General features: G+C 67.2%; 12 protein-coding genes. 11 read left to right on the forward strand and 1 reads right to left on the reverse strand.

Features of this window, described 5'->3' with window-relative positions:
• From OU415_RS11505 to OU415_RS11540, 8 genes are all read left to right on the forward strand, one after another.
• Nucleotides 1-966 (forward strand): hypothetical protein (locus OU415_RS11505; RefSeq protein WP_270948649.1); only part of this gene is annotated, 966 nt, incomplete at its 5' end.
• Nucleotides 963-2,132 carry an acyl-CoA dehydrogenase family protein gene (locus OU415_RS11510; RefSeq protein WP_270948650.1) on the forward strand — a complete coding sequence of 390 codons (1,170 nt, stop codon included), beginning with the start codon at nt 963-965 and terminating at the stop codon, nt 2,130-2,132. The genes OU415_RS11505 and OU415_RS11510, both read left to right, overlap by 4 nt.
• Nucleotides 2,129-3,109 (forward strand): CaiB/BaiF CoA transferase family protein, encoded by a 981-nt coding sequence (locus tag OU415_RS11515; RefSeq protein ID WP_270948651.1) that lies wholly within the window; start codon nt 2,129-2,131, stop codon nt 3,107-3,109. Before OU415_RS11510 ends, OU415_RS11515 begins: the two co-directional genes overlap by 4 nt.
• A 36-nt stretch (nt 3,110-3,145) precedes the next feature.
• Nucleotides 3,146-3,928 carry an IclR family transcriptional regulator gene (locus OU415_RS11520; RefSeq protein WP_270948652.1) on the forward strand — a complete coding sequence of 261 codons (783 nt, stop codon included), beginning with the start codon at nt 3,146-3,148 and terminating at the stop codon, nt 3,926-3,928.
• Between the two features lie 216 nt (nt 3,929-4,144).
• The gene (locus OU415_RS11525; RefSeq protein ID WP_270948653.1) at nt 4,145-4,432 is read left to right on the forward strand and encodes a TetR/AcrR family transcriptional regulator; all 288 of its coding nucleotides are present in this window, start codon (nt 4,145-4,147) and stop codon (nt 4,430-4,432) included.
• Nucleotides 4,433-4,900: 468 nt separating this feature from the next.
• Nucleotides 4,901-5,674, forward strand: a complete 774-nt coding sequence (locus OU415_RS11530) for an SDR family NAD(P)-dependent oxidoreductase (RefSeq protein WP_270948654.1) — start codon at nt 4,901-4,903, stop codon at nt 5,672-5,674.
• Nucleotides 5,674-6,294, forward strand: coding sequence for a UbiX family flavin prenyltransferase (locus tag OU415_RS11535; RefSeq protein WP_270948655.1), 621 nt, complete (start codon nt 5,674-5,676; stop codon nt 6,292-6,294). Before OU415_RS11530 ends, OU415_RS11535 begins: the two co-directional genes overlap by 1 nt.
• A 7-nt stretch (nt 6,295-6,301) precedes the next feature.
• Nucleotides 6,302-7,192 (forward strand): LysR family transcriptional regulator, encoded by an 891-nt coding sequence (locus tag OU415_RS11540; RefSeq protein ID WP_270948656.1) that lies wholly within the window; start codon nt 6,302-6,304, stop codon nt 7,190-7,192.
• On the opposite strand, the gene OU415_RS11545 is transcribed toward OU415_RS11540, so the two are convergent.
• The gene (locus OU415_RS11545; protein ID WP_270948657.1) at nt 7,189-7,740 is read right to left on the reverse strand and encodes a PadR family transcriptional regulator; all 552 of its coding nucleotides are present in this window, start codon (nt 7,738-7,740) and stop codon (nt 7,189-7,191) included. The genes OU415_RS11540 and OU415_RS11545 overlap by 4 nt on opposite strands.
• Before the next feature lie 106 nt (nt 7,741-7,846).
• Between OU415_RS11545 and OU415_RS11550 the strand changes: the two genes are divergently transcribed.
• Genes OU415_RS11550 through OU415_RS11560 form a run of 3 tightly spaced genes read left to right on the forward strand, consistent with a single transcriptional unit; the run spans nt 7,847 to nt 12,652 of the window.
• Nucleotides 7,847-9,415, forward strand: coding sequence for a class I adenylate-forming enzyme family protein (locus OU415_RS11550; RefSeq protein ID WP_270948658.1), 1,569 nt, complete (start codon nt 7,847-7,849; stop codon nt 9,413-9,415).
• Between the two features lie 8 nt (nt 9,416-9,423).
• Nucleotides 9,424-11,868: a xanthine dehydrogenase family protein molybdopterin-binding subunit gene (locus OU415_RS11555; RefSeq protein WP_270948659.1), complete on the forward strand. Its 2,445-nt coding sequence runs from the start codon at nt 9,424-9,426 to the stop codon at nt 11,866-11,868.
• A 4-nt stretch (nt 11,869-11,872) separates the two neighbouring features.
• Nucleotides 11,873-12,652, forward strand: a complete 780-nt coding sequence (locus tag OU415_RS11560) for an enoyl-CoA hydratase/isomerase family protein (protein ID WP_270948660.1) — start codon at nt 11,873-11,875, stop codon at nt 12,650-12,652.
• The last annotated feature ends 5 nt before the right edge of the window (nt 12,653-12,657 follow it).

The raw sequence follows: 12,657 nt of genomic DNA on the forward strand, positions 1-12,657 counted from the left end.
GCCGAGCACTTCGACGACGCCCGCATCCGGCAAGCCGCGGATTTGGTTAGCCGCAGGATCGTCCGGACGCTGGCGACCAGGCCTCCGAAGTTCTCGGCTGCGGGTAGCGATCTGTTCTACGCAGCCTGCCTCGGGGCTCGGATCACCGGTGACCGCGACCTCGCGGACGCCGCGCTCGCCGCGACCCGCCAGTACGCCAAGAACTTCGTTCCCGAGCTTGAGGTGTTCCTGCAGGTTTCCGGCGTCAACCGGGCAGTCATCGACACCGGGCTGAACCTGTTGCCGTTCTACTGGGCAGCCGAGCGGGACCCCACGCTGCTCGACTTCGCGGTGCGGCACAACCGGGCCCTGTTGAAGGCTGGGATCGTTCGGGACGACGGCTCGGTGTATCAGGCGATCGAGTTCCGACCAAGGACCGCCGAGCCTCGACGGCGCTACAACATGCAGGGCTACTCGGACACGACCACGTGGGCGCGCGGGCAGTCGTGGGCGATGCACAACTACGCGAACGCTTTCGAGGCCACCGGCGACGCCGAATTCCTCGACGTCGCGAGAGCCTCGAGCCGGTGGTACGTCGAACACCTGCCTGTCGACCACGTTCCGCACTACGACTTCGGCGACCCGGCTGTCCCGCACGTTCCCAGGGATTCATGCAGTGCGGCGATCTCGGCGAACGCACTGCTGAAGCTCGCGGCGCTGGACCCCGCATCCGCGTCCTGGGCATTGCCCGCGGGAAGAGCGATCGTCGACGAACTCCTGGCCAACTACTTGTCGCCGGGCGGGGTCCTATTGCGAGGCAGTTGGGGGCGGCTGCCACCGGAGAAGGCTGGTGTCGGGATCTCGCGATTCCCGCTCGAAGACGTGATGCCCTACGGCAACTATTGGATCGTCGAGGCGCTCTACCGCCTCTTGCACGACGACCGGTCGTTGTTGTCCCTGACCATCAGCAAGGAGCGCATCCAATGACCACCCAGATCCACCCCACTGCTCAGTACTGCCTCACCGAGGACCAGGTACGGATCCAGCTTGCCACCAGGGAACTGGCTCGGGACAAAGTCGCATCGGGCGCCCGCGAGCGCGATCAACGCAAGCAGTACCCGCACGACATGCTGGAACTGCTGCTCGCTCAAGATGCGCTCGGCCTGCCGTTCCCCGTCGACCTCGGCGGCTCCGGTGAAGGCATGCTCACCTGTTGCCTGGTGATCGAGGAACTCACCCGCGTCTGCTACAACACCTCCTACCTGCTGGTCATGACTTGGCAGCCCTTCTACGCCATCTCCTACGCCGGCACACCGGAGCAGAAGGAGCGCTTCCTGCCGCCCTTGCTGCGCGGTGAGTGCAAGTTCTCGACCGCCAACACCGAACCGGAGGCGGGCTCGGACATGGCCTCGTTGAAAACGCGCGCGGAAAGGGTTCCGGGTGGCTACCGGATCACCGGGAACAAGGTGTTCGCCAGCAACGCAGCCGTGGCCGACTACTTCGTGACCTTCGCCAAGACCGACCCCGCGGCCGGTGGTAAGGGGATCACTGCGTTCATCGTTGATGCCAAGGCCGACGGCGTGCAGATCGCCAATCCGGAGGACAAGATCGGAGGTCGGGCGATCCCCTCCTGCGCGGTGTCGTTCGACGACGTGTTCGTGCCCGACGACAACCGGCTCGGCGCGGAAGGAGAGGGGTTCATCATCGCGGCGACCTGTTTCACCAAGGTTCGCCCGCTGGTTGGCGCACGAGCGATCGGCTTAGCGCAGGGCGCGCTGGACAACGCAGTCGACTACGCGACGAACCGCGTCGCTTTCGGCAAGACGATCTCGGACTACCAGGGACTGCAGTGGATGTTCGCCGACATGCGCATCCAGATCGAAGCTGCCAGGCAACTGCTCTACCGCTCGGCGGCCGTATTGGACGCCGGGACGTCGACGAAGGACGCCGCACCGCTGATCGGAATGGCAAAGACCTTCGCGACGGACATGGCCATGCAGGTGACCGTCGACGCGCTGCAAGTTCTCGGGGGCTACGGCTGCACCACGGACTACCCGATGGAACGCTTCATGCGGGAAGCCAAGGGGCTGCAGATCGTTGAGGGCACCAATCAGATCCAGCGCAACATCATCGCCCGGTCGCTGCTGTCATGAGAACCGGCGACCTGTGCAATTCCGACGGTTCGGACCTACCGCTGAAGGGCGTGCGAGTCGTCGATTTCACGCATTTCGTGGCTGGTCCCTGGTGCACGATGCTGCTCGCCGACCTCGGTGCAGAGGTGGTCAAGATCGAACCGCCCCGCACCGGTGAGATCAGCAGGCGCATGGGGGCTGTCTTCCATGGGCCGTACAGCGCGATCTACCTCGCGTTCAACCGCAACAAGCGCAGTGTCGAGCTGGACCTGAAGCAACCCGACGGGCAGGCGGCCGCGCACCGATTGGTGGCGGGCGCGGATGTGGTCGTGCAGAACTTCCGCCCCGCGGTCGCCCCGAAGCTACGGATGGACGCCGACCGGCTGGTTGGCCAACACCCGACTCTCATCTACTTCGCCATCTCCGCCTTCGGGCAGACCGGGCCGTATGCGGAGAGACCAGGAAACGACCCGATCATCCAAGCACTCTCCGGAGCCATGCTGCTCGGCCGGGCGCCAGGCGAACGCCCGCTGCGAATGGGGGTCAGCCTGCCCGATTTCGCTGCGGGGATCTTGGCAGCGCTGAGCATCAGCAGCGCGCTGATGCAAAGGCGTCGCACCGGGCGTGGGGCGGTGCTCGAGTTGAATCTCCTGGACGCTGAATTGTTCGCGCAGATCGACCACGTGCTGAGACTGGCCCTCGGCGCGCCCGCGGAGCACGAGGCAGGTCGAGATGCAGCACCCGTTCGCAGCCCTACTGAGGCACTGCAGTCACGGCCAGGCCTCACCTTCCAGGTCGAGATGCCGGGCGCGGACCTGTTGAAGCTTGTTCGCACGCCTGTACGGTCCGAGCCGGAATGGTCGATGGATCACACCCCGCCCCCACTCCTGGGTGCGGACACCGCTGCGGTTCTCGGTGAGCTCGGATACTCGCCTCGTGAGATCGAGAGGCTGGCGGAGAAAGGTGTGGTCGGCGAGGTTGCCAGCCGGAACCGGTAGTGTTTTCCCAGGACGGATGTGGGTGAGGAGGGGTTGATGGCCGCCGGCGACGGTGTCGTGAAATCGGCAGAACGCGTCACAGCTCTGCTCGAACTACTCGGGGAGCGCAGGACCCCGATGCGGCTGATGGAGGTCGCTCAGGCGCTTGACATCCCCAAGAGTAGCGCGCACGGGCTACTGCAAACCCTGATGGCCAGGGGATTCGTCGTACGTGACGACCTGCAGCGGTACCGGATCGGGATGAAGCTGTTCTCGCTCGCGGCCACAGCTCTCGAGTTCATGGACATCCGCGAGATGGCCAGGCCGACTATGGAGGTGCTCGCCGAACGTGAACGCGCGACCTGCAACCTGGCGGTCCTCGACGGACACGACGTGCTCTACATCGAGAAGGTGGAGGACCGCTCGAACCCGGTCCGCCTGGTGACGCACGTCGGCACCCGGCTCCCCGCGCACGTCACCGCGCTCGGCAAAGTCCTGGTCGCCGAACTGCCCCCTGCGGCCCGCAGGCTGTGGCTGTCCGAGCACGAGTTCAGCAAGCTCACCTCGCAGACCCGCACGAGCGCGGTCCAGTTCTCCCGCGACCTGAAGCAGTACGAGAATGTCGGGTACGCGCTGGACCGGCACGAATTTCACGATGCGATCAACGGCTTCGCCGCCCCGATCAGCGACGCAACCGGTTCGGTCGTCGCCGCGCTGAGCCTGACCTGCCTCGGTACGAGCACGCCCGAAGACGAACAGGTCGCAATCGGCAAACGCGTCTGCGATGCGGCCGAGGAGATCTCGTTGAACTTGCACTCCAACGGTGTGGTGGGTGCTTGACCGCGAGCTGCTGTGGCGCAGCGAGTTCGAGGGTATCCAGGGGTGTGCCACGCTTGGCTCGGTGCTGACGCAGCACCACACCAATGGCCCGGTCACCGCGCTCCTTCAAATGCGAACGTCATCGCCCCGGGGCGCGGTCTGCGTAGACTCGGTGCGAAGGTTCCCCCGGTCCGAGGGTAGCCGGTTGTTATCAGGGTGTCTGAGCACGTTGAGGAGATGTCGACCGGTGACTTCCAGGAGGCTGTCCACGGCCGGGCGCGCCAGCGTCAGCCGGGAAACGGTCTTCCAAGCCACCTGCGCAGTTTCTACGTGAACGCTTACGACGGCGCCTCGATGCGTGATATCGCCAAGGCGGGCGGTGTGACTCCCGCCGCCATTTATCACTATTACGCGTCGAAGCAAGAACTGCTGATGGACATCATCGGCCGATTCATGCAGCAATCGATTGAAACCACTCGGGCAGCAATTGCAGGCGCCGGTCAAGCACTGGCACGTAAGATGTAGCAGGGATGCCACATTTTGGTGTCCGAGGGGCGAGTTGCGCACTAACCACACGGATTCAGCTGCATGAATGCGGGTGAACAGGCGAGGTGATCGGGTGTCCTGTGCGTCCTGGCGGCGGTCCGCCCGGGCCGCCGGGAAGGACGCGCAGGGGTGCGCCGTGATCTGACCCCTGAACCCACCGCTCAAACGAGGTAGGCCACGGCGGCGTTGGTGGCTATGCGGAGGGCTCGCTTCCACCATCGTGGGGTGGGTCCGCTGCGGATCAGGGTGTCGCCGATTTCGGCGTCATCGAGACGATCAAGGCCCGGGGCGAGTTCACGCGAGACCTCCCATACGCGTTGCCTATGGTCGGAGTAGGGCATCGCTCATTGTCGGCACCCCTTACGAGCGCTTTGACTCAGTGGATGACAGGCCGTCCGCGAGGCAACAGGGCTTGGCGGGCCAGTACGGGTGGAGAGGGGTGCGGCAATGGGTGCTGACCTGGCCGGAAAGGTCGTGCTGCTGACGGGTGCGACCGGCGATATAGGCGTTGCCTACACCAGGGCGTTGACCGCGCGTGGCGCGAACGTGGTCGCCACCGACCTGGAGAGTTTCGCCGAGGCAGGTCGGGAGATCGTGGACGAGGCCACGGCGCAGGGTGCGGGTCAAGCGGTCTTCGCAGGCTGCGACATCACCTCGGACGAGGACCTGCGGCGCGTCGTGGACCTCGCCGGCGACCGGTTCGGCGGCTTGGACTGCCTGGTCAACAACGCGGCGATCTACCGGACGCTCGGGCCGAAGAGAACGCTCACCGAGCTCACCAACGACGAGTGGGACCTGGTCCTGCGGGTCAACGTTCGCGGCTGCTGGCAGTCGATCCGCGCAGCGGTTCCTGCGATGCGGGAGCGTGGTGGCGGGCGGGTCGTCAACATCGCCTCGGTCGTGTCCCGGACCGGGGCGGCCGGCTTCGCGCATTACGTGGCGTCCAAGGCGGCGGTCGAGGGCTTGACCAGGGCCGCGGCGCGAGAGCTGGGGCCGGAGGGAATCGCGGTGAATGCCGTCTCGCCCGGCTTGGTCGACGATGCGGCCTCTCGCGACATCAACGATGCGAACTACTTGGAACGCATGAAAACTACGCGTTCCGTGCCGCGCTCCATGGATCCCGAGGACCTGGTCGGTGCGGTGGTGTGGTTGTGCGGAGACGGCAGCGGTTTCGTGACCGGGCAGACGATCGTGGTGGACGGCGGAGGGGTGTTCGTGTGATGCGCCCCGACGAGTTCCCGCCTCGAATCATCGTCGGCATCACCGGTGCTTCCGGTGTGATCTACGGAATCCGCGCACTGGAGCTGCTGGCACAACTGGGCGTCGAAACGCACCTGGTGGTCACTCGCGCCGCACGGGCGACTTTGGCGCAGGAGACATCCTGGACAGTTGCGGACGTGCGGGAGCGAGCATCGGTGACGCACGCGGAGCACGACCTGGGCGCGGCGATCGCGAGCGGTTCCTTTCCAGTTGACGGGATGCTCGTCGCGCCGTGCAGCGTCAAGACGTTGTCCGCGATCGCCAACAGCTTCGACGACAACCTGCTGGTGCGCGCCGCAGATGTGACGTTGAAAGAGCGCAGGCCCCTCGTGCTGATGTTGCGCGAGACACCGCTGCACGCCGGGCACATCCGGCTCATGGCGCAGGCCACCGAGGCGGGTGCGGTGCTGATGCCGCCCGTGCCGGCGTTCTACGCCCAGCCGGAGTCGATCGAGGAGATCGTCACCCACACCGTCGCTCGCGCGCTGGACGCCCTGTCGTTGCCGCACCCCCACGCGACCCGGTGGTCCGGAGAGCGAAGCTCGTCCTCGGCTACCGATCGGCGGTCGGTTCGCGCATGATGTCGGCATGGAGCTCCACCAACTTCGCTACGTGCTCGCGGTCGCGCGCGCCGGGAGCTTCAGCCGAGCGGCCGAGGACCTCTTCCTGGCCCAGCCGTCGTTGTCGGTGCAGATACGCAAGCTCGAGAAGGAGCTCGGCGTCGCTCTCTTCGATCGCCTGGGCCGCAGGGTGGTGCTCACCGCGGCCGGCGAGGAGTTCGTCGCCCACGTCCAGCAGGCGTTGGCGCACCTCGACCGAGCGCGGGCGGGCGCGGCCGCCGTGCGCAGCTTGCAAGGTGGGCGAGTGTCGATCGGCGTGTTGCCCAGCGTCGGCGCCGGGCTGCTGCCGGGAGTGCTCGCGGACTTCCGCCGCGAGTACCCGGAGGTCGAGGTTCGGCTCACCGAGCACAACGTCTCCGCCGAGTTCGAGCGGATGGTGGAGGACGGGCGATTGGACCTAGCGGTGATCCGGGCTCCTTGGGTGCGGCCTGGACTCGCGGGCCGGTCGATCGTGCGTGAACCGATCGTCGCGTTGGTCCCGCCGGAGCATCCGTTGGCTGACCGGAGTGACATAGCGCTGGTCGAGTTGAAGTCCGAGAAGTTCGTTGCCATGCAACGGGACTACGGGCTGCGGGAGCTGCTCGAGCAGATCTGCAACCGAGTCGGGTTCGAGCCGACGGTGACGGTGGAGACCACTCAGCTGTCGGTGCTGCAGGGCATGGTGGCCAGCGGACTGGGCGTCTCGTTGCTGCCGGAACTCGCCGGCGCGGGCTATCCCGTCACGATCCCGATCGGCGACGAGGGTGCGGCCAGGGAACTGGGCATCGTTCACCGCGCCAGGACCCCGCTGTCACCGCCAGCTGCTCTGTTCCTGGAACTGCTCGCGGGCGCAGCGGCCGATCGGCCCGCTCGGGGCTAAGCCTCGAACTCGCCTCGCTCGGCGCGTTCTGCCAGCGAGGTCCAGAACCGCAGGGCCGCGTGCTCCATCTCCAGGCCGAGACCGAGCGTGACCATGCGTCGTGAAATGGCTGATTCGTGGCCGAAGCGCTCCTGCATCTGCTCGTACTCGGCGATGCGGGCCTGGTGCTGCTTGATCTGGTCCTGCGCGAGCCGCTTGATGTCATCGGGGTCGGCGAGTTCGTTGAAGAAGAGCTTGATCTCGGCGATGTCGCGCAGCTCGTAGTGCTGGTCGGTGGGCTCGGCCAGCCATGAGCGGAGGGCTGAGAGACCGGTGTCGGTGATCGTGTAGGTGCGGCGGCGACGGCCGTCGTCCTCCTCCTCGACTTCGAGCAGTCCCAGCTGTTCGAGCCGCTTGGGCTCGGAGTAGAGCTGGGCGTGCGGGAAGTGCCAGAAGTAGCCCACCGAGTGGCCGATGGCCCGTTTGAGGTCGTACGAGGTCGAAGGCCCGCGCATGGCGATCATCCCCAGCACGACGTACGAGGTCGTGGAAAGCCGAACCGTTGACACCCTCCAAACCCTACCGTACGTTTCCAATCATCTGTTTCGGACGATGTGAAACGGATGATCTGCTTCTGACTTGTGTCGCACCGCTGACGCTGCGAGAGGACTGGGAATGGATCTCGGGACAGTGCTGAGCTGGACCGCCGAGCGGTACCCCACCAGACGTGCGGTTGGCGGCGAGCTCTCGATGACCTACGCGGAATGGGACGCCCGCACCAACAGGCTGGCTCGGGCCTTGGCCGAGCTCGGTGTCGGTCACGGGGACAGGGTCGTGTTCCTTCTCGCCGGTGGCGAACCGATGGCCTCGCTGCATTTGGCCGCGCAGAAGCTCGGGGCCGTCTCGGTTCCGCTGTCGTTCCGCTTCGGTGTTGACGAGCTCGCCTACTGCTTGTCCGATGCGGCACCGAAGTTGCTGGTCACCGATCAGTCCACGGTCGAGACGGCGTGCGAGGCGCTGCAACTCACCGAGCCCGTGCCGCACGCGCACGTCGGTGAAGGCGCTCCGGCCGGTGTCACAGCGCTGCTGGAGCTCGCCGCCGATCAGGGCGAGGGCGCGATCGACGTGCAGGTCCGCGATTCCGACACGAGCGTGATGCTCTACACCTCGGGCACCACCGGGAAGCCGAAAGGCGTTCCGCGCACGCACCGGGCGGAGTTCCACGCTGCCGTTGCGCACCTTCACCAGAGCCGGTCGGCTCCCTTCGAGACGACCCTCGGTGTGATGCCCATGTTCCACACGATGGGCCTGCGCACTCTGCTGTCCAGCGTGGTCAGCGCTGGGACCTGGGTCCCGCAGGTCCGGTTCGACGCTGAGGAGTCATTGGAGCTGATCACCAGGGAGCGTGTCTCCGCGCTGTACCTGGTGCCCACGATCTACTGGAGCCTGCTGGGAACGGGTCGGCTGGGGGAGACCGGTGTCCGCAAGCTCGGCTACGCCGGAGCCGCGATGACTCCGGCGCTGGCGGAACGGCTCGTCGACGAACTCGAACCCGAGGTGTTCGTCAACCACTTCGGAAGCACCGAGATCTACACCTTCACCGTCGGGCCGGACGTCGCGGCAAAACCGGGTTGCGCCGGGCGCCCCGGCGTGTTCGCCCGGGTTCGCCTGGTCGACCCGCACCCGCAGGCCACCCCGGACGCGCTGGTCGGTGCCGGCGAGCAGGGCCAGATCGCGATCTCGATGGAGTCGCCGGAAGCCTTCGCCGGGTACTGGAACCGGCCCGACGCAGATGCGAAATCCATCCGCGGCGGCTGGTACTTCCCGGGCGATCTCGCCGTCGCGGACGAGGACGGCGATCTGTGGGTGTCCGGACGCGTGGACGACATGATCAATTCGGGTGGCGAGAACATCTACCCCGACGAGATCGAGGACGCGCTGATCCGCTGCCCGGAGATCGCCGACGTCGTGGTCGTCGGGATGCCGGACGACCGCTGGGGACAGGCCGTCACCGCGTTCTTCGTCCCCGCAGCGGGGCTCACCCCGGAGGATGCCGCCGCCGCGCTGACCGAGTACATCCGCTCCGGGGCCGGGCTGCCGCCGCTGAAACGGCCCAAGAGGGTCGTCGCGGTCGCCGAGGTCCCCAAGTCGGCGGTGGGCAAGATCTTGCGCCGCGAACTCACCGGTGGGCAGTTCACACCGCTGGCAGAGCTGTCCGCTGCTTCGATCGGATCGCGAAAGTGAGCACGTCGATGACGCCTGCACGCACCACGGCACGCATCGAGGACCCCGCCCTGTTGACCGGGCGCGGCCGGTTCCTCGACGACCTCGACCCGCTGCCGGGCACGTTGACCGCGGCGATCGTGCGCAGCCCGCACCCGCACGCCCGGATCCGCGGCGTCGACCTCACCCGTGCTCGCTCGCACCCCGGAGTGGCGGCGGTGATCGGACCTGACCAGGTCCTGGAAGCGCTGAACCCGTTCCCGCTTTCGCTGAAGACGCCCATGTCGTACTACCCGACGGCGACCGATCGGGCGCGCTTCGTCGGTGAACCCGTCGCAGTCGTGGTCGCCGCCGACCGCTACGCCGCCGAGGACGCCGCCGAGCTGGTCGCCGTGGACTACGAGCCGCTGCCGCCGGTCGTGGACGTCGAGGCCGCGCTGCGTCCCGAGGCGCCGCGACTGCACGACACGGCCGACAGCAACGTCGCCACCGACCGCACGTTCCACTTCGGCCCAGTGGACGAGCTCTTCGCCGCAGCCGATCACGTCGTCCGTGGCGAGTACCGGTTCCCGCGTTATTCGTCGACACCGATGGAGTGCTACTCGGTGATCGCCGAGTGGCAGGACGAAGTGGACGGTCCGGCGATCACGGCCTGGGCGAACTTCCACGGCCCGTTCTCCATGGTCCCGGTGATCGCGGGAGCGCTGGGAGTGCCGACCTCGCGGGTGCGGCTGATGATCCCGGCCGACAACGGCGGCAGCTTCGGCATCAAGGCCGGGATCTACCCCTACGTGGTGCTGATGGCGCTGGCCAGCAAGCATGCCGGGCGGCCGGTGCGCTGGACGGAGGATCGCAGCGAACACCTGCTGGCCAGCTCAGCGGGCTCGGACCGGGCGATGCGCTTCGAAGCCGCGGTCAGCGCGGAAGGCCAGGTCCAGGCGTTGCGCGCGGACCTGGTCGACAACGTCGGGGCCTACCTGCGCCCGCCGGAACCGAGCACGCTCTACCGGTGCTTCGGGAACCTCACCGGCGCCTACGACATCGAAGCCGTGCACATCCGCTCGCGCGCGGTGGTGACCAACAAGACGCCGACCGGGCTCAACCGCGGTTTCGGGGGCCAGCAGCTCTACTTCGGGCTGGAGCGGCTGATGGACAAGATCGCCGCGACCTGCGGGATCGACGTCGCGGAGATCCGCCGGCGCAACCTGGTGCAGGCCGACGCGTTCCCGTACCAGACGGCGACCGGCGGCATCTACGACTCGGGCGATTACCCGCAGGCTTTGGCCCTGGCGTTGAAGAACGCCGACTACCCGGCGCTGCGGCAGCGCCAGCGGGAGGCGCGGGAGCGCGGCGAGTACTTCGGGATCGGGCTGGCCACCATCGTCGATCCATCGGCGACCAACATCGGGTACGTGGGACTGGCCACTCCGGCCGACGAACGCCCGCCGGGACGCGGCAAGTCGGGGTCCACCGAGCACGTTCGGGTCAGCGTCGACGTCAACGGGATCGTCTCGGTCCTGCTGGGCACCGTCCCGCAAGGCCAGGGGCACGCCACTGTCGCGCAGCAGGTCGTGGCGGACAGGCTCGGACTACCCCTCGAGAAGGTTCGGCCGGTGGTGGAGATGGACACGGCCACCACTCCGTGGACGATCAGCTCCGGTAGCTACTCGTCGAGGTTCGCTCCGCTGCTGACCAGCGCGCTGGTCGAGGCGTGCGACCGGCTCGCCCGCACGATGCGGACGGCGGCCGGGTCGATGCTGGGAATAGAACCGGAGGAACTCGAACTCGCCGACGGGCGGATCCGGCACCGCGAGGACCACTCGAGGGCGGTGGAGTTCCGCCACGCCGCGGGCGTAGTGCACTGGGACCCCGGTTCGCTGCCGGAGGGCACCTCAGCTCGGTTGTACGAGGAGGCGGCCTTCACACCGCCGCAGGCCAAGGCCGCCAGTCGGGACGACCAGATCAACTCGAGCCTGTGCTACGGCTTCGTCGCCGAGCTCGTGGTCTGCCGAATCGACCCGCAGACCTACGAGGTCGACCTGGAGCTGGTGTCCACAGTGCACGACGCCGGCACCATCCTGAACCCGGTGCTGCTGGAGGGACAGGTCCACGGCGCCCTGGCACACGCCATCGGGGGCGCGATGTACGAGGAGATGCGCTACTCCGACAACGGCCAGCCCACCTCCGCGACGTTCATGGACTACCTCTGCCCGACCACCGCGGAGGTCGGCTACGAGCTGCGCAGCGATCACCTGGAAACGCCCTCGCCGCTGACCCGCCTCGGCGCCAAGGGCTGCGGCGAAGGCAGCTGCATGAGCCTGCCGGTGGCCATCGCCAACGCCGTGGCCGACGCGCTCGCGCCGTCCGGCGCCGACGTCACGACGTTGCCGATCCACGGCGACGTGATCCACCGCCTGCTCACCGCGGCGACAACGGAGACCGCGGTGCTCGAAGGAACAGAAGGGGAGAACTGACGACATGGCCCTCACCGGAGGCGAGATCAAGCTGACCCGCGGCCACGACGGCCGGGTCGCGTACCTGACGCTGGACCACGGCAAGTACAACATCATCACCTGGGAGACACGGCAGGTCATGGCCGACCGGTTCGCCGAGATCGACGCCGACGACGACATCCAGGTCGTGGTCATCCGAGGTGAAGGCGAGCACTTCTCCTCCGGTGGCGACATCGCAGGCTTCATGGAGGTCGATCCGATCGACTTCACCGACCTCGGCCACAACGTGACCGCGCCCTCCCGCAGCTCCAAGGTCGTCATCACCGCCGTCGACGGCTACTGCTTCGGCGTCGGATTCGAACTCGCGCTGTCTTCGGACATCCGCGTGGCGACCGAACGCAGCCAGTTCGCGCTGCCGGAGATGAACCTCGGCATGATCCCGGGGTCCGGCGGGACACAACGCCTCGCCCGGCTGATCGGGCTCTCCCGCGCCAAGTACCACGTGCTGACCGCGTCCCGGATCAACGCCGCCGACGCCAAGGACTGGGGACTGGTCGCCGACCTGGCCGCCGATCGAGCGGAGCTCGACGACAAGGTGGAGAAGCTCGTAGCCAAGCTGACCGGGTTCTCCCCGCTGGCCGCACGCACCGCCAAGGAGGTTCTCGACCGCGGCGTCGACGCCCCGCTGTACAGCGGAATCGAGCTGGAGCGCAAGGCCTACGCGATGCTGCGCTCCAGCAAGGACTTCGCCGAAGGCGTGGCCGCGTTCAACGAGAAGCGCGCCCCGAAGTTCCAGGGCCGGTGAGGGTC

It is taken from the genome of Saccharopolyspora oryzae, assembly GCF_027853915.1.
In the GTDB taxonomy this organism is placed as follows: Bacteria; Actinomycetota; Actinomycetes; order Mycobacteriales; family Pseudonocardiaceae; genus Saccharopolyspora; species Saccharopolyspora oryzae.